The sequence below is a fragment of the Rugamonas fusca genome (assembly GCF_014042365.1).
Classification (GTDB): domain Bacteria; phylum Pseudomonadota; class Gammaproteobacteria; order Burkholderiales; family Burkholderiaceae_D; genus Rugamonas; species Rugamonas fusca.
In genome coordinates, this window is sequence record NZ_JACEZS010000008.1 from 167,514 (window position 1) to 183,165 (window position 15,652).

The following is a 15,652-nucleotide window of genomic DNA, read 5'->3' on the forward strand; positions in this document are numbered from 1 at the left end:
GCTGCACTTTTGCCGCCATGCTAAACTACGGGCTGCCTATCACTCCTTGCAAAGAGCGCCCATGCTGCAAACCCCGCTGACGATACAAAGGCTGTACGACGACAATCGCGAAAGTTTGCAGCTCGGCTGGTTCGCCGGGTTTCCCGGCGGCGAACGCCTGATCTCCGGCGACGTGGCTTCGGCCGCCGACCAGGTGGGCCACCTGAACACCATCCACCCCGGCCGTATCCAGGTGTTCGGCCACCAGGAAATCAATTACTACCAGCGTTTGAAATCGCTCACGCGCACCCACGTGATCGGCGAACTGATCGCGGGCGGACCGCCGGCGCTGATCATCGCGCAAGGGCTGGAAACGCCGCCTGACATCCTCTCCATCTGCGACGAGAAGAACATCCCGCTGTTCTCCACCCCGCTGCCAGCCGCGCAAGTGATCGACTTCCTGCGCGTCTACCTGTCCAAGAAACTGGCCCAGCGCATCATCATGCACGGCGTGTTCATGGACGTGCTGGGCGTGGGCGTGCTGATCACGGGCGACTCGGGCCTTGGCAAGAGCGAGCTGGGCCTGGAACTGATCTCGCGCAGCCACGGCCTGGTGGCCGACGACGCGGTCGAGTTCTCGCGCATCGCGCCCAACATGATCGAAGGCCGCTGCCCGGCCCTGCTGCAGAACCTGCTGGAAGTGCGCGGCCTGGGGCTGCTCGACATCAAGGCCATCTTCGGCGAGACGGCCGTGCGCCGCAAGATGCGCCTCAAGCTGATCGTGCACCTGGTGCGCCGCAGCGCGCTCGAAGAAGAAGTGGAACGGCTGCCGTTCCAGTTCCCCACCGAGGACGTGCTGGGCCTGCCGATCCGCAAGGTCGTCATCCCCGTGGCGGCCGGCCGCAACATCGCCGTGCTGCTGGAAGCCGCCGTGCGCAACACCATCTTGCAACTGCGCGGTATCGATACGCTACAGGAGTTCATGGAGCGGCAACGACAAGCAATGAGCGGAGACTGATGCAGCCCACCAATCCTTAGGCTATCATCTCCCCCATGCGCATCGTCCTAATCACCGGCATCTCCGGCTCCGGCAAATCCGTCGCCCTCAATGTACTTGAGGACACGGGCTACTATTGCGTGGACAACCTGCCCCCTGCCCTGCTGTCGAGCCTCGTCACGACCTTGCTGGAAGAAGGCACGGAAGCGCTGGCCGTGGCCGTGGATGCGCGCAGTGCCGAGTCGCTGGCCACGCTGCCGGGCGACGTCAAGAAATTGCGCGAGGCGGGCCACGACGTCAAGGTCATGTTCCTGACGGCGAACACCCACTCGCTGGTGGCGCGCTTCTCCGAAACGCGGCGCAGCCATCCGCTGTCGCATGAAATGCGGCCGGGCCAGAACCCGGCCTCGCGCCGCACCCTGATCGAATGTATCACCGAGGAACGCGAACGGCTGTCGGCCATCGAACAGCTGGGCCACGTGATCGACACGTCCGAAATGAGCGCCAACAAGCTGCGCACGTGGATCAAGGACCTGGTGGCGATCGAACGGGCGCCGCTGACGCTGTTCTTCGAATCGTTCGCGTTCAAGGTGGGCGTGCCACTCGATGCCGACTTCGTGTTCGACGTGCGCGCCCTGCCCAACCCGTACTACGACCTCGCGCTGCGCCCGCTGACGGGCCGCGACGCGCCCGTGATCGCCTTCCTCGACGCCCAGCCCAGCGCGGCCGAACTGCTCAAGGATATCCGCGACTTCATCGAAAAGTGGCTGCCCTCGTTCAAGACGGACAACCGCAGCTACCTGACCGTGGCCCTCGGTTGCACGGGCGGCCAGCACCGCTCCGTCTACATGGCCGAACGCCTGGCCGCCTACTTCCACCCCACTGAGCGCGTCGTGCTGCGCCACCGCGAGCAGTCATAACAAACCGTCGTAACTTCCTGCCACCGGCTGGCAGGATTTGACTGGTTTTTGTCTTTTTTGCAGCACCCGCCTGCCCGATACTGGCGCTCATCTCGCCCCACCCTGAGCCGGAGTATCGTCATGCGCCCCATCCCACACGTCCTCGCCTGCGCCGCCCTGTGCGGCAGCGTCTTCCTGCTATCCGGCTGCGCCAGCGGCCCCGCCGCCATCGACGCCAACACCACGCTAGCCAGCACGCGCGACGGCGCCATCGCGCCCTACCATGCCCGCCCCGGCCATGCGAAGCCGCTGATCGCGGTGGTCGGCGACAACGCCAGCACGGAACTGAGCGACTACGTCGTACCCTACGGGATACTGACGCGTTCCGGCGTGGCTGACGTGATGGCCCTGTCCACGGCGGAAGGCCCGATCAACACCACCACCGACATGGGCAAACCCGGCTTTCGCATCGAGCCGGAAGCCACCATCGCCCGCTTCGACGCGCGCTTTCCCGACGGCGCCGATTACGTGATCGTGCCGGCCACGCGCAACTCGCCGGAACTGCGCAACTGGATCGCGCGGCAAGCCACCAAGGGCGCCACCATCGTCAGCATCTGCAACGGCGCGCAGATCGTGGCCAGGAGCGGCGTCATGGACGGCCGCCTGGCCACCGCGCACTGGGCTTCGGAACAGGAACGCATGGAGCAGCAGCCCGCGATACGCTGGGTCAGGAACGCACGCTACGTGGCCGACCGCAACTGGGTGTCAAGCGCCGGCGTGAGCGCCGCCATCCCCACCTCGATCGCGCTGGTGGAAGCGATCGCGGGCCGCGCACGTGCCGCCGCGCTGGCGGGCGAACTGGCCGTCGCCGACTGGAGCGCCCGCCACGACAGCGACGCCTTCCAGCCCCACCTTGGCCACAACCTGACGGCGCTGGCCACCACCGTCTACACCAATGGCTGGTTCCACAACGACGACGCGCTGGGCATCCGCGCCGCCGCCGGCGTGGACGAGGTGGTGCTGGCGCTGACCGTGGACGCCTATTCGAGCACGGGCCGCAGCCATGCCTGGCTGGTGGCGGACAGCGTCGCGCCGCTGCGCACCAGGTACGGCCTGCGGGTGATCCCCGACCGCAGCGAAGGCGAAACGGCGGCGCTCGATCAGGTGCTGGACCTGTCCGCCACCACGCTGCCGGGCCAGGCCGTGGACCAGGCGCTGGACGGCATCGCCAGCCGGTACGGCCGCGCCAATGCATACGGCGTGGCGCTGCTGCTGGAGTATCCTGGCTATCGTGATTGAACGACGGCGCCAACTCTGGGATGATGGCGCCATCGCCCATCACGGACAGCAGCACGCCATCCATGCCAGCCCAAGCCACCTGCCGCGTCGTCATCCTCGCACATGAGCACATGAATCTGCTCGACCTGACCGGCCCCGTGCAGGCGCTGGCCACGGCCAGCCGCCGCTGTTCCGGCAACGGCCCGCCACTGTATGAGATCACGGTCGCATCGGCCGAGGGCGGCCTGGTGACCACCAGCTCCGGCCTGCAGGTGATGACGACGCCCCTGTCGGCGCTGGACGGCGTGGCGATCGACACCATCATCGCGCCGGGCGGCTGCCAGGGACAGGAATACTTTTCGCCGCCACCGCTGATCGCCTGGGTGCGCGAGCGCGCGCCCACGGTGCGGCGCCTGTGCTCCGTGTGCACCGGCGCCTTCCTGCTGGCCGCCGCCGGTCAACTGGACGGCAGGCGTGTGACCACGCACTGGGAATGGGTGGAGCGCCTGGCCGCGCTGCATCCGGCCGTGCACATCGACGCGGACCGCATCTACATCCAGGACGGTTCGCTGTGGACTTCGGCCGGCGTCACGGCTGGCATCGACCTGACACTGGCCCTGATCGAGGAAGACTACGGCCACAAGGTGGCGATGGAAACGGCGCGCCAGCTGGTGGTGTTCATGAAGCGGGCCGGCGGCCAGTCGCAGTTCAGCACACCGCTGACGGCGCAGGCGCAGGAAGGCGATCTTTTCGGGGAACTGCATGCGTGGATGGCCGACAACCTGGGCGCCGACCTGCGGGTGGAACGGCTGGCCGAGCGGGCCGGCATGGCGCCGCGCACCTTCGCCCGCAGCTACGCGCAAAAACTGGGACGTACCCCGGCCACCACGGTGGCTTCGATGCGCATCGAAGCGGCCTGCCGGCTGCTGGAGGAAACCGACCAGCCGCTGAAGCGGATCGCCGCCGCCACCGGCCATGGCGATGAACAGAACCTGCGCCGCGTGTTCCTGCGGCGGCTGGCACTGAGCCCCAGCCAGTACCGCCAGCGCCACGCGGCGCGCACGGCGCGCGCGGGCGCCAGCGCCGGCGTTGGCGTCAGCCCAAATGACGCAGCGGGTGGGCGTAGTCCGGCCACACGGGCGTGAAGAAGCGCGCCACCATCTGCGGCGTCACGTCGGTCAGCGCGGCCGGTTTCCATTGGGGCGCGTTGTCCTTGTCGATCACCAGCGCGCGCACGCCTTCGAGCACTTCGCCATCCTCGAAGTTGTGGCGCACCAGCGTGCGCTCCATGCGCAGGCAGTCGGCCACGTCCAGCGCCGCGCCGCGCTTGAGCAGCTCGTGGGTGACGCACATCATCAACGGCGAACGTGTCTGCATGGCCGCCAGCGCCTTCTGCGCGAACGGATCGGCATCCTGCGCCAGCGAAGCCATGATGGCGGCCACGGTGGGTGCGCCGAAATGGCGATCGATCAGCGCGCGCCGGGTTTGCAGCACGGCCTCGCCGGCCTCGGCGCGGAACGGGGCTGCAAACGCCGCGATGGCGTCACGCAGCCGGGCGCCGGGCGTGGCCTCGATCAGGGCCGCCAGCGCGGCCATCTGCGCCGCCGGCACGAAGTGGTCGGCCAGGTTCACATACAGCGCGTCGGCCGCGCCGATGGTGAGGCCGGTCAGGCCCAGGTAGTTACCCAGCTGGCCAGGCGCGCGCGACAGGAAGTAGCTGCCGCCCACGTCCGGGAACAGGCCGATGTTCACTTCCGGCATGGCCATCTTGGTGCGCTCGGTGACGATGCGCACGCGGCAATCGGGGCCGCCCTGGGCCACGCCCATGCCACCGCCCATCACCACGCCATCCATCAGCGCGATGTAGGGTTTGGGGTAGTAGTGGATCAGGTGGTTGAGCGCGTATTCCTCGGTGAAGAAGTCCTCCAGCAGCGCGCTGCCGCCCTGCGGGCTGCCACGGCCCACGTCGTAGAAGAAGCGGATGTCGCCGCCGGCGCAAAAGGCTTTCTCGCTGGTGCTGCGGATGACCACCGCATCCACGTCCGCATCGTCGCGCCAGGCCAGCAGCGCCGCCGCCAGGTCGCGCACCATGGCCAGCGACAGGGAGTTAAGCGCCTTGGGGCGGTCGAGGGTGATGAAGCCGGTACGGTTGCTGACGCTGGTCTGGACAAATTCGCTCATGGCTGGAATGCGGAGAATGATCGGACTTGTATTCTAAACGGCTTCCGGCCTGGCGCGCGTGGCGCGACAGCGTTGATGCCTGACGACGCTAGACCAGTTTTTCAGCGATCAGCAGGCTGCGCAAGCGGCGCGCTTTCTCCACCTGAGCGGAGTTGTCCGGCGAAATGATGGTGGTATCGAGCGAAATCAGGGTGCCGCCGTCGGGGGGTTGATCAAAAATCAAATCACGAAGATCAGTACTGTGACGAAGTGCAGCGGCGCGCGGATCGCGCAAGTAAGTCAACCACCCGACGTAAGGCAGTCTCTCATCGGTAATTGCATCAGAGAACGAGTGTTGAGTAATCAAGCCCTCCATCGGCGCCCACAAGGCGACAGCTTTACAAAACAGGTTCTTCAAGAACGCATAGTCGTATAACTCGCGATGAAAACCTCGCTCGTCAACAATGGCGGGAAAAGAAACTGTGACGGAATTCGGTGTGCGACATTTGTAACTGCCGGCATGAATGCTAACGCCAACCCCTCCCGCAGATGCAGGCCTGCCGGTGTTATATCGCATCGAATATCCAAAAATGCTGGTTGATAGCCACGATGGTGTTCCATCCGGGTTCGCCAGCTCATACATGTTTCCCTTGCTGCCAGCGTGGCGAGAGATCAGCTCTTCCAAATTGCCTAATCCCGGCGAAACTTCTATCGCTGAGTTTGGACGGTCCCCGACCCAACTCAACGATTGAAAGACTGGATGAATGCGCGCCAGTTCCAAAAGAAATGCTTTTGAAGCATCTGCGTACTGGCGCAATGTCAACGATCTTTCAAACCAGTAAATTCCCAAATAGAAGTAATTCATCCAAGTTCCGTTCTATCGATTTGGTGTCAACACGAGCTCAATTTCCTCAATACGCTCATCGGCGAATACCCTACCGATGGCGACCTGTCCTTCCTTGGTGCTGACATGCCACTCAATCGGAATGCCTCCTGATGCATTGATTTGATTTCGCGCCTGTTTGAGCAAGTCTTCCTGCCAAAATACCGTATCTTTGAGTGGATACCCTCTCCAGTCCTTTGCATCAAGCAAAACCTTGCGCTCGGCATCGTAGCCGTCAAAGCTGACTTTACCCGACGGTACTCCGGCGCAGGGCACATCATATTCAATTCCACGCTGCACGCCCGTGATTTGTTCTTGATATACCTCACCGCCCGTGCGTTTAGGCGACAACTGCCATAAACCTGGACCACCTTCGGACTTGCCAACCACTTGCGCGGCATCGCGTAACAGCTGGCCCGACGGCTCGGCCGGGCGCGGTAATTTCACAGTTGAGCGGGGCCGAGACTGCGGCGCCTGCCCTGCCGATGCCGACGGCAGCGCGCCGTTGCCAGCTCCCTTGGCCCGCTCCTGCAGCGGTGGATGCCTGCTCAGCCTGTCCGCGTTCTGCTCCAGCCAGCCGGCCACTTTCGGCCCCAGGCGGGCGCTTTGCCGCACTTCCGCCAGCAGCGCCGGCAACTGGCCCTTGCCTCTGCCCAGATAGGCGACGATGCCCGCCAGCAGCGCGATGATCAGAATCTCATGGCCGCGCGCGAACGCGTGCGATGCCTGGTAGGTGCTGGCCCATTGGTCGTCAACGCAGTAGCCGGGGCTGTCGGCGGAATACGAAGACAGATCGGGCATCCTGCCCCAAGACAGCCGGAAGCCCTCCTCGTAGGCGCGGGCGACGCGCGGCAAACTGTCGAGCATGAAGGCGAGCACCGACTTCAGGCCCAAGAAGCCAAGCAGCATGTTGCCGCCCTGCGCGCCCAATGTGGCGCCCACCGTGGCGCCCGGCACGGCCCCGATGCCGAACGCGAGCGCGCCCGCGCCACCGCCTATCATGCCTCCGACCAGCGCACCACCACCAGCGTACAAGGCCACATCGTGGCAAATGCCGCGCAAGACGGGCCAGATATCGGCCAGCGCGATGCCGCCGAGCTTGGCCCGTAATTCGCTCAGCGCGATCGCTTCGGATTGGCTGACGGCGTCGTACACGCGATGCGCGCGCGTACCCAGGCCGAACTGCCCGAGCGTGCGCCACAGCTCGTCGCTAGCTTGATGGTGATAGTCGGCGCGGCGGCGCGCGAGGATGGCGTCGTCCAGCCGGTCGTTGTGCCGCCGCAGGCTGGCGTAGTACGCGCTACGGTCAAACTGGAAGCTGCTCATGGGAAGCGGGCTGTGCGTTCACGTCCGCACAGCATGCGCTCCCATCAATCAGCGATATTGAGACGGCACAAACAGCTTAAACGCTGTCTGTCGCCATTTGCGCGGCGGCCCGGCCGAAGGCCAGGCCGCGCGCGGTGAGGCGCGGTGACGCGCCGCGAGCTTTAGCGCCGCTCGAGCAACTCAAACACGCCCATGCCCGCCACCATGGCGCCCACGAACAGCAGCGCCTTGGCGCCGCCCGTGGTGAGCGAGGCCAGCGCGGGGCCGGGGCAGAAGCCGGCCAGGCCCCAGCCGGCGCCGAAGATCAGCGCGCCCAGCACGAGGCGGCGGTCGATCAACTTGGTGCCGGGCAGGCTCATGGCCACGCCCAGCAGCGTCTTCGGATGGGTGCCGGCGTAGCGGAAGGCCAGCATGCCCACGCCGATGGCGCCGGCCATCACGAGGCCCAGCGAGGGGTCCCAGTTGCCGCCCAGGTCGAGAAAGCCCAGCACCTTGGCCGGGTTGGTCATACCGGAAATGATCAGGCCGATGCCAAAGATCAGGCCGGACAACAATGCGATTGCGATGGTCATACCGTTCTCCTTAACCGAACACGTGGCGTGCAAAATAGACGGTGATGAAACCGGCCGCCATGAAGGCGCCGGTGGCCACCATCGAGCGCGGCGACAGGCGCGACAGGCCGCACACGCCATGGCCGCTGGTGCAGCCCGATCCATAGCGGGTGCCGAAGCCCACCAGCAGCCCGGCTGCGATCAGCGTGCCGCTGCCGGCGTCGATCTGCACGGCGGGCAGGCCCGCCACCAGGCCGTAGACCAGCGGCGCGGCCACCAGCCCGCCCACGAAGGCCAGGCGCCAGCCGATGTCGCCCGCGCGCGGGCGCAGCAGTCCGCCCGCGATGCCGGCGATGCCGGCGATGCGGCCGTTAAACAGCAGCAGCAAGGCTGCCGACAAGCCGATCAGCGCGCCACCGATCAGCGCACCCCACGGGGTAAAGAGGTTCCAGGCGATAGTCATCATGTGGCTCCTTGGCCGTCGTCGTTACAAAACTGCTGGTACAGCACCTGCAGCACCGCCAGCGCTGCCGGGCTGGCGATCCGGTAAAAAATCTGCTTGCCTTCGCGCCGCGTGCTCACCAGTTCCTCCTGGCGCAGCACCGTCAGCTGCTGCGACAGCGTGGGCTGGCGGATGCCCGTCAACTCCTCCAGCATGCCGACGCTGTATTCGTCCTGCGTCATCTGGCACAGCAGCAGCAGCCGGTCCGGGTTGGCCAGCGCCTTGAGCAAGCCGCTAGCCTGGCCGGCCTTGGCCCGCAAATGGTCGATATCGATGGTCGCATCGTCCATGCACTACCTCCTTGCGATTGGTTACAGCGAACATTATACCTAAATATATATTATGTGCGCATAAGATTTCAAGTGGGCGTTTGGACAGGGCGAGCGAATGCTGGCACACTGCCAGCTTGCCAAACCCACAAGACCAAGGACTTCCCCATGACGCAATCGACCCTGGCCGTGCAGTTCGCCGACATCGCGGCGGCCGCGCAACGGCTGGCCGGCGTGGCCCACCCTACCCCGGTGCTGACTTCGCGCCAGGCCGACGAACGCAGCGGCGCGCAACTGTTCTTCAAGTGCGAGAATTTCCAGCGCGTGGGCGCCTTCAAGTTCCGCGGCGCCTACAACGCCATCAGCTGCCTGAGCGACGAACAGAAACAGCGTGGCGTGGTCGCCTTCTCGTCCGGCAACCACGCGCAGGGCATGGCGCTGGCCGCGCGCATGCTGGGCGTGCATGCGACCATCGTCATGCCGACCGACGCGCCGGCCATGAAGCTGGCCGCCACCCGCGAATACGGCGCCGAGATCATTCTGTACGACCGCCGCAAGGAAAACCGCGAAGAAATCGCGGCCCGCCTGGGCCAGGAACGGGGCCTGGCCGTGATCCCCGCCTACGACCATCCGCACGTGATCGCCGGCCAGGGCACGGCCGCCAAGGAGTTGTTCGACAGCGTGGGCGAACTCGATTACCTGTTCGTGAGCACGGGCGGCGGCGGCCTGCTGTCGGGCAGCGCGCTGTCGGCGGCGGCGCTGTCGCCGCGCTGCGTCGTGATCGGGGTGGAGCCGGAGGCCGGCAACGACGCCCAGCGCTCGCTGCGCAGCGGCCAGATCGTCCACATCGACGTGCCCGACACCATCGCCGACGGCGCCCAGACCCAGCACATCGGCAAGCTGGTGCTGCCCATCCTGCAGGCCCACGTGCAAGACATCGTCACCGTGACCGACGACCAGCTGCGCTCCCAGATCCGCTTCTTCGCCGAGCGCATGAAAATCGTGGTGGAAGGCGCGGGCGCGCTGGCGGCGGCAGCGGCCATGAACAACGTGATCGACATCCGCGGCAAGAAGGTGGGGGTGATCGTCAGCGGCGGCAACATCGACATGGCGCTGTTCGCCGATTGCATGGCGCGCAGCGCGCCGGCGCAATAGGACTCATTTATATGGTTTATACGATTTATACCGTTTAAACCATTTATCCGTATCGGCCGGAAATTCTGGCCGCAAAAAAGGGCGCCATATGCGCCCTTTGTTTGATGTGCCGGGAACCGTCTTAGGCGGTGGCGGCGGGTTCGAAGGTGTCCGGCAGATGCTTGATGGCATCGTGGCCGTGTTCCTGAACCTTGGATTTGTATTTCATGACCTGGCGATCGAGCTTGTCGATCAGGGTGTCGATGGCGGCGTACAGGTCTTGCGACAGGCTCTCCACATAGACGGTCTTGCCGGACATGCGCAAATTGATCTCGGCCTTCTGGCGCTTCTCTTTCTCGGTGAGGTTATCTACAGTCAGGATGACAGCAATATCAATCACTTGATCGAAGTGACGCTTGATGCGCTCCAGCTTGTTCTGCACGTAGTCGCGGATCGCTGGGGTCACTTCGAGATGATGTCCACTGATGGTGAGATTCATACACACTCCTAAAGATGATGTCGCTTACGGTTAGTGCCGCGCCCATTGGGGCCGGGCGCGCAGGAACCAGATAACTACAAAGACTTGCGGAGACTGACTGGCGGGATTTTCAACGCTTCGCGATATTTGGCAACAGTTCGTCGCGCAATCACCATGCCTTGTTCTCCCAGCATGTCCGCAATCTTACTGTCGGATAAAGGATTTTTAGGGTCTTCAGCTCCTGTCAATTGCACGATCAGTGCCCGTATCGCCGTCGAGGAGGCTTCTCCCCCCGCTTCCGTGGCGACATGGCTACCGAAGAAATATTTCAACTCAAACATGCCATGCGGGGTCAGCATATATTTTTGAGTTGTTACCCGAGAAATAGTGCTCTCGTGTAGTCCCAGTGTATCAGCTATTTCGCGCAACACAAGGGGCCTCATGGCGACGGCGCCATGGGAAAAGAAATTCTTTTGCCGCTCGACGATGGCCTCCGCCACGCGCAGGATGGTGTCGAAGCGCTGGCGCATGTTCTTGATCAGCCACTTCGCTTCCTGCAGCTGCGCGCCCATGGCGCCCTCGCCCTTGCCCTGCTTGAGCAGGTTGGCGTACATGGCGTTCACGCGCAGGCGCGGCATCACGTCATTGTTCAGGCTGACCTGCCAGCCGTTGCGGGCCTTCTTCACGATCACGTCCGGCACCACGTAGTCCGACACGTCCGAGGCGAACGCGGCGCCCGGATGGGGATTGCACTGGCGGATCACGGCCTGGGCTTCGCGCAAGTCTTCGTCGTCGCACTGCAGCGCCTTCTTCAGCTTGTTGAAGTCGCGCTGGGCGAACCACGCCAGGTGCTGTTCAACGATGGTCAGCGCCATGCGCCGCGTCACCAGCGGCACGTGCGGCATGCGCTTGATCTGCAGCGCCAGGCATTCGGAGGCGTTGCGCGCGCCCACGCCCACGGGGTCGAAGCTTTGCAACAAGGTCAAGGCCGTGTGCAATTCCTCCGGCGCGATTTCCAGCTCCTCGGGCAGGCGCGCAAAGATCTCCTCCAGCGGCTCTTCCAGGTAGCCGTTCTCGTCGAGCGCGTCGATGATGATTTCCACCAGCGCGCGGTCGCGCATTTCCAGCACCGTCACCCGCATCTGCTCCATCAGGTGCTCGCGCAGCGTGCAGTGGTGCGCCTCGAGCTGGGGGCGCGCGTCCTCGTCGTCGGGGGTCTTGCCGCGGCCGGCGTCGCCCCAGTCCATCTCGCCCTCGGGCGCGCCGTCGCCTTCGCCGCCCTCGTACGGTTCGGCCTCGGCCGGCGCGGCGGCGTCCTGCTGCTGGCCGGGCGGCCCTTCGGGCGCCGCCTCGGCCGGCGCGCTGGACTGGCTGATGGCGCCGTCGGCCAGCAACCGCACCGAGTGGTCGAGCGGATCGTCCAGCCGTTCCAGCAAGGGATTGTCGGTCAGCAGCTGTTCCAGTTCCTGATGCAACTCCAGGGTGGACAATTGCAGCAGCCGGATCGACTGCTGCAGTTGTGGCGTGAGCGCCAGGTGTTGCGAGGTGCGCAGTTGCAATGACTGTTTCATGGCTTTACTTACAACCTTACATACGGAAGTGTTCACCCAGATACACGCGACGCACCGATTCGTTGGCGATGATGTCGTCTGGCCGGCCTGACGCCAAAACCGTGCCCTGGTTGATGATATACGCGCGGTCGCAGATGCCCAGCGTCTCGCGCACATTGTGATCGGTGATCAGCACACCAATGCCACGTTCCTTGAGAAAGCGCACAATGCGCTGGATCTCAATCACGGCGATCGGGTCGACCCCGGCGAAAGGTTCATCGAGCAGCACGAAGCGGGGGTTGGTGGCCAGTGCGCGCGCGATCTCGACCCGGCGCCGCTCGCCCCCGGACAGGGACAGCGCCGGATTGTCGCGCAGTTTCTCGATTTGCAGGTCGGCCAGCAGGGTATTGAGCCGTTCATCAATTTGCGCCTTGGATAAAGGCTTGCCGTTCACTTGCTGGATCTCCAGCACGGCGCGGATATTTTCTTCCACCGTCAGCTTGCGGAACACGGATGCTTCCTGCGGCAGGTAGGACAGGCCCATCACGGCCCGCCGGTGGATGGGCAGCGACGAGATGTCGACGCCGGAAATGTCGATCGTGCCGGCGTCCGACGGCACCAGGCCGACGATCATGTAGAACGAGGTGGTCTTGCCGGCGCCGTTAGGGCCCAACAGGCCCACCACTTCGCCGCACTCGACCTGCAGCGACACGTCGTGCACCACCTGGCGCTTGCCGTAGCTCTTTTGCAGACCGCGCACGATCAGGGTGCTGCCGCAGCGTTGTGTCTCCATCGTCATTTCCCCGCCGCCGGCACGGACGCGGCTGGCGCGGCGTTCTTGTTGGACGGCTGGATCACCATGGTGCCGCGGCCCGCGCCCGGCTTGCTCTCGCCGGTGGCCGTGTTCTTGACCGAGAAGAATTCCTTGCGGCTGTCGTAGGAGATGAACTCGCCGCGCACCTCGTCGCTAGGCTTGCCCGCCTCCAGGCGCCGGATCTGGGCGTTGGAGAACAGCTTGACCAGTTCCGTCTTGCCGTCGTATTCGATGCGGTCGGCCTGGCCTTCCACCCACTGGTCGCCTTCGCCGTCACGCTTCTGGCGGAACGTGGCGGGCGTGCCGGGGGTGCTGGTCATGGTCACGTACTGGTAGCCTTCCGGGTCTTCCTTCATGACGGCCTTGGGCGACTTCATCTGCAGCGTGCCGCGCGTGAGGATCACGTTGCCGATGGCGGTCTTGGTCTGCTTGACGTCGTCCACTTCGAGCTGGTCGAACTTGATTTCGGTCGGCTTGCTGGAGTCCGCTTTCTCGGCGTGGGCCAGGCCGGCCGCCGCCCACAGCAGGGCGGCCGACAGGATTAATTTGTTCATTGCGAGTCCGTTCTATTCAATGCGCCGCCCGCGGCGGCAGGTGGATCTGGCCGCGCCCGCCCAGCTGGATCTGGCGCGTGGCGTTGTCGGCCTTCATGCCGGTGCCGCTGGCGCTGGACGCGCCCAGTTGCAGCGTGACCGGCTGGTCCGTTTCCATTTTCTCGTCGTCCGGGTACAAGGTCAGCGCGGACGTGTTCATTTGCATGGCCTCGCTGGTGGCCGTGGCCGGACGGTCGATGCGCACGTCCCCCGTGAGCTTGACGCGGCTGTTGTCCTGGTCCACGCGCGCCTGCCGGGCGCGCACGTTCATGGGCGGCTGGTCGCCCGACAGGCTGTGCACCGTCGGGTGTTCCACGTCGGACGAATCATCGGCCGGGTGGTGGGTCAGCTTGTCGCCGGCGATGATGTAGCTGGGCTGGCCGGCCTGGTTCAGGCGCACGAAGCTGAAGCGCTCGATGATGTAATCAGGCTCGTTGCGGTGGCTGTCCTCCTCGGCCTGGCGGCCGGCCTGGTTGACCACCTGTACCAGCCAGAACGTGCCGAGCGCGAACGCCACCCCGAACAACATGATCAGGGACAGGCGCCAGCGGTGTGCGGTCTTCTTATGCATGGTGTGGCCTCAGACCAGGAACTGCGCCATGATCTTGTCGTAGTTGCCCTGCGCGCGCAGCAGGAATTCGCACACTTCGCGCACGGCGCCGCGGCCGCCCGACGCTTCCGTCACATGGTGCGCGCGGCTCACCACGTCGGCGCGGCCATTGGGCACGGCCACGGCGAAGCCGACCCGGCTCAGGATGGGCAGGTCGACCACGTCGTCGCCGATGAAGCCCACCTGCTCGGCCGTCAATCCCGTCTTTTCCAGCAGGGCGTTGAACGGCGTGAGCTTGTCGTGCCCGCCCTGGTGCAGGAAGGCGATGCCCAGGTCGGCCGCCCGCTTGACCACCTGCGGCGACACGCGCGCGCTGATGATGGCCGTCTGCACGCCCGATTCCTGCAGCAGCTTGATGCCCAGGCCATCGTGCACGTTGAAGGTCTTGAGCGCCTCGCCGTCGGCGCCGTAGTGCAGGCTGCCGTCCGTGAGCACGCCGTCCACGTCGAAGATCATCAGCTTGACCTTGGCGGCGCGGGCCACGTTTTCCAGCTTGTAGGCGTCCTTCATCAGATCACCTTGGCGCGGGTCAGGTCGTGGATGTGCAGGGCGCCCACCAGCTTGCCCGCCTCGTCCACCACCAGCATCTGGTTGATGCGGAACTGCTCCATCACGGCCACGGCGTCCACGGCCAGCTTCTCGGCCGTGATGGAGCGCGGGTTGGCGTGCATGACGTCGCGGATCACGACCTGGGTGAAGTCCTGCACCTTCTCTATCATGCGGCGCAAGTCGCCGTCCGTGAACACGCCGATCGGGCGGCCGTCCGCGTCCACGATGGCCGTCATGCCCATGCCCTTCTGGGTGATCTCCAGCAGTGCGTCGGTCAGCTTGACGTCGGCCGTCACGCGCGGCACGTCGGCGCCGCTGCGCATCACGTCGCGCACGTGGGTCAGCAAACGGCGGCCCAGGGCGCCGCCCGGATGGGAGCGGGCAAAATCCTCTTCCTTGAAACCGCGCAGGTCCAGCAGGGCCACGGCCAGCGCGTCGCCCAGCGCCAGCGTGACGGTGGTGGAGGCCGTGGGCGCCAGGTTCAGCGGGCACGCTTCCTTGGCCACGGACACGTCCAGGTGCACGTCGGCCAGCTGCGCCAGGCTGGAGCCGGGCTTGCCCGTCATCGAGATCAGGGCGCTGCCCATGCGCTTGACGACGGGCAGGATGGCCATCAGTTCCGCGCTTTCGCCCGAGTAGGAAATGGCGATGAAAGCATCGTCGGCCGTCACCATGCCCAGGTCGCCGTGGGCCGCCTCGGCCGGGTGCACGAACAGGGCCGGGGTGCCGGTCGAGGCCAGCGTGGCGGCGATCTTGCGCGCGATGTGGCCGGATTTGCCGATGCCGGACACGACGACGCGGCCCTTGCAGTTGAGCAGCAGCGCCACGGCGCGGCCCACGCTGTCGTCCGTGGCCAGGCGCGCGTGCAGGGCGGCGATGGCGTCGCCTTCGATCTGCAACGTCTCGCGGGCCAGTTCCAGCGCCCGGCTGGCGGTGGCCGGGTCAATTCGATCAAAAGCTTTCAGCATTGTTTTTTCATGGGTTACACTCATGCCGAAAGTATAGCCGAATTGGGTAAGCAAAAAACTTGCCAGTGGTAACAAAGGCTGACAAACAACGGAATCCCCTACCCTTGAGTCG

At 65.0% G+C, this 15,652-nt stretch carries 18 protein-coding genes; 5 read left to right on the forward strand and 13 right to left on the reverse strand.

Annotation, left to right across the window (positions count from 1 at the left end):
* Positions 1-61: 61 nt before the first annotated feature.
* The 4 genes from hprK to H3H36_RS11515 all read left to right on the forward strand — a co-directional run bounded on the left by hprK (position 62) and on the right by H3H36_RS11515 (position 4,298).
* Entirely contained in the window at positions 62-997 is a 936-nt protein-coding gene (gene hprK, locus H3H36_RS11500) for an HPr(Ser) kinase/phosphatase (protein ID WP_182161986.1), read from the forward strand.
* A 35-nt stretch (positions 998-1,032) separates the two neighbouring features.
* Positions 1,033-1,896, forward strand: coding sequence for an RNase adapter RapZ (rapZ, locus tag H3H36_RS11505; RefSeq protein WP_182217542.1), 864 nt, complete (start codon positions 1,033-1,035; stop codon positions 1,894-1,896).
* A 120-nt stretch (positions 1,897-2,016) separates the two neighbouring features.
* Complete coding sequence (locus H3H36_RS11510; protein ID WP_182217544.1) at positions 2,017-3,174, forward strand: DJ-1/PfpI family protein; 1,158 nt, start codon at positions 2,017-2,019, stop codon at positions 3,172-3,174.
* 62 nt (positions 3,175-3,236) lie between these two features.
* The gene (locus tag H3H36_RS11515) at positions 3,237-4,298 is read left to right on the forward strand and encodes a GlxA family transcriptional regulator (protein ID WP_182217546.1); all 1,062 of its coding nucleotides are present in this window, start codon (positions 3,237-3,239) and stop codon (positions 4,296-4,298) included.
* On the opposite strand, the gene H3H36_RS11520 is transcribed toward H3H36_RS11515, so the two are convergent.
* From H3H36_RS11520 to H3H36_RS11545, 6 genes are all read right to left on the reverse strand, one after another.
* Positions 4,249-5,334, reverse strand: a complete 1,086-nt coding sequence (locus H3H36_RS11520) for an enoyl-CoA hydratase/isomerase family protein (RefSeq protein WP_182217549.1) — start codon at positions 5,332-5,334, stop codon at positions 4,249-4,251. The two genes, H3H36_RS11515 and H3H36_RS11520, sit on opposite strands and share 50 nt — an antisense overlap.
* An 88-nt stretch (positions 5,335-5,422) precedes the next feature.
* Positions 5,423-6,178, reverse strand: coding sequence for an Imm52 family immunity protein (locus H3H36_RS11525; protein WP_182217552.1), 756 nt, complete (start codon positions 6,176-6,178; stop codon positions 5,423-5,425).
* Positions 6,179-6,190: 12 nt separating this feature from the next.
* A complete protein-coding gene (locus H3H36_RS11530) occupies positions 6,191-7,522 on the reverse strand; it encodes a DUF6861 domain-containing protein (protein WP_182217555.1) in 1,332 nt (443 codons plus the stop codon).
* Positions 7,523-7,683: 161 nt separating this feature from the next.
* Positions 7,684-8,094, reverse strand: a complete 411-nt coding sequence (locus H3H36_RS11535) for a DUF6691 family protein (RefSeq protein WP_182217557.1) — start codon at positions 8,092-8,094, stop codon at positions 7,684-7,686.
* Between the two features lie 10 nt (positions 8,095-8,104).
* Positions 8,105-8,536: a YeeE/YedE family protein gene (locus H3H36_RS11540; protein WP_182217676.1), complete on the reverse strand. Its 432-nt coding sequence runs from the start codon at positions 8,534-8,536 to the stop codon at positions 8,105-8,107.
* A complete protein-coding gene (locus H3H36_RS11545; protein ID WP_182217560.1) occupies positions 8,536-8,865 on the reverse strand; it encodes an ArsR/SmtB family transcription factor in 330 nt (109 codons plus the stop codon). The genes H3H36_RS11540 and H3H36_RS11545 overlap by 1 nt, the downstream gene beginning before the upstream one ends.
* A 147-nt stretch (positions 8,866-9,012) precedes the next feature.
* Here H3H36_RS11545 and H3H36_RS11550 point away from each other — a divergent pair, with 147 nt between their 5' ends.
* On the forward strand, positions 9,013-9,999 hold the full coding sequence (locus tag H3H36_RS11550; protein WP_182217562.1) for a threo-3-hydroxy-L-aspartate ammonia-lyase: 987 nt from the start codon (positions 9,013-9,015) through the stop codon (positions 9,997-9,999).
* Positions 10,000-10,120: 121 nt separating this feature from the next.
* Here the strand turns inward: H3H36_RS11550 and hpf are convergent, their stop codons facing one another.
* The 7 genes from hpf to H3H36_RS11585 form a co-directional block, all read right to left on the reverse strand.
* On the reverse strand, positions 10,121-10,477 hold the full coding sequence (hpf, locus tag H3H36_RS11555) for a ribosome hibernation-promoting factor, HPF/YfiA family (protein ID WP_182217564.1): 357 nt from the start codon (positions 10,475-10,477) through the stop codon (positions 10,121-10,123).
* A gap of 74 nt (positions 10,478-10,551) precedes the next feature.
* Positions 10,552-12,027, reverse strand: coding sequence for an RNA polymerase factor sigma-54 (locus H3H36_RS11560; protein ID WP_182217567.1), 1,476 nt, complete (start codon positions 12,025-12,027; stop codon positions 10,552-10,554).
* A 16-nt stretch (positions 12,028-12,043) separates the two neighbouring features.
* On the reverse strand, positions 12,044-12,799 hold the full coding sequence (lptB, locus tag H3H36_RS11565; protein WP_182217570.1) for an LPS export ABC transporter ATP-binding protein: 756 nt from the start codon (positions 12,797-12,799) through the stop codon (positions 12,044-12,046).
* Between the two features lie 2 nt (positions 12,800-12,801).
* Positions 12,802-13,374, reverse strand: coding sequence for a lipopolysaccharide transport periplasmic protein LptA (gene lptA, locus H3H36_RS11570; protein WP_182217572.1), 573 nt, complete (start codon positions 13,372-13,374; stop codon positions 12,802-12,804).
* A 16-nt stretch (positions 13,375-13,390) separates the two neighbouring features.
* Positions 13,391-13,984 carry an LPS export ABC transporter periplasmic protein LptC gene (gene lptC / locus H3H36_RS11575; RefSeq protein WP_182217574.1) on the reverse strand — a complete coding sequence of 198 codons (594 nt, stop codon included), beginning with the start codon at positions 13,982-13,984 and terminating at the stop codon, positions 13,391-13,393.
* 9 nt (positions 13,985-13,993) lie between these two features.
* Complete coding sequence (locus tag H3H36_RS11580) at positions 13,994-14,533, reverse strand: KdsC family phosphatase (protein ID WP_182217576.1); 540 nt, start codon at positions 14,531-14,533, stop codon at positions 13,994-13,996.
* Positions 14,533-15,540, reverse strand: coding sequence for a KpsF/GutQ family sugar-phosphate isomerase (locus tag H3H36_RS11585; protein ID WP_182217579.1), 1,008 nt, complete (start codon positions 15,538-15,540; stop codon positions 14,533-14,535). Before H3H36_RS11585 ends, H3H36_RS11580 begins: the two co-directional genes overlap by 1 nt.
* Positions 15,541-15,652: the final 112 nt, after the last annotated feature.

Coding starts and splice junctions, on each gene's coding strand:
- hprK (WP_182161986.1), top strand. CDS start 62: ATGCTGCAAACCCCGCTGACGATACAAAGGCTGTACGACGACAATCGC.
- rapZ (WP_182217542.1), top strand. CDS start 1,033: ATGCGCATCGTCCTAATCACCGGCATCTCCGGCTCCGGCAAATCCGTC.
- H3H36_RS11510 (WP_182217544.1), top strand. CDS start 2,017: ATGCGCCCCATCCCACACGTCCTCGCCTGCGCCGCCCTGTGCGGCAGC.
- H3H36_RS11515 (WP_182217546.1), top strand. CDS start 3,237: ATGCCAGCCCAAGCCACCTGCCGCGTCGTCATCCTCGCACATGAGCAC.
- H3H36_RS11520 (WP_182217549.1), bottom strand. CDS start 5,334: ATGAGCGAATTTGTCCAGACCAGCGTCAGCAACCGTACCGGCTTCATC.
- H3H36_RS11525 (WP_182217552.1), bottom strand. CDS start 6,178: ATGAATTACTTCTATTTGGGAATTTACTGGTTTGAAAGATCGTTGACA.
- H3H36_RS11530 (WP_182217555.1), bottom strand. CDS start 7,522: ATGAGCAGCTTCCAGTTTGACCGTAGCGCGTACTACGCCAGCCTGCGG.
- H3H36_RS11535 (WP_182217557.1), bottom strand. CDS start 8,094: ATGACCATCGCAATCGCATTGTTGTCCGGCCTGATCTTTGGCATCGGC.
- H3H36_RS11540 (WP_182217676.1), bottom strand. CDS start 8,536: ATGACTATCGCCTGGAACCTCTTTACCCCGTGGGGTGCGCTGATCGGT.
- H3H36_RS11545 (WP_182217560.1), bottom strand. CDS start 8,865: ATGGACGATGCGACCATCGATATCGACCATTTGCGGGCCAAGGCCGGC.
- H3H36_RS11550 (WP_182217562.1), top strand. CDS start 9,013: ATGACGCAATCGACCCTGGCCGTGCAGTTCGCCGACATCGCGGCGGCC.
- hpf (WP_182217564.1), bottom strand. CDS start 10,477: ATGAATCTCACCATCAGTGGACATCATCTCGAAGTGACCCCAGCGATC.
- H3H36_RS11560 (WP_182217567.1), bottom strand. CDS start 12,027: ATGAAACAGTCATTGCAACTGCGCACCTCGCAACACCTGGCGCTCACG.
- lptB (WP_182217570.1), bottom strand. CDS start 12,799: ATGGAGACACAACGCTGCGGCAGCACCCTGATCGTGCGCGGTCTGCAA.
- lptA (WP_182217572.1), bottom strand. CDS start 13,374: ATGAACAAATTAATCCTGTCGGCCGCCCTGCTGTGGGCGGCGGCCGGC.
- lptC (WP_182217574.1), bottom strand. CDS start 13,984: ATGCATAAGAAGACCGCACACCGCTGGCGCCTGTCCCTGATCATGTTG.
- H3H36_RS11580 (WP_182217576.1), bottom strand. CDS start 14,533: ATGAAGGACGCCTACAAGCTGGAAAACGTGGCCCGCGCCGCCAAGGTC.
- H3H36_RS11585 (WP_182217579.1), bottom strand. CDS start 15,540: ATGCTGAAAGCTTTTGATCGAATTGACCCGGCCACCGCCAGCCGGGCG.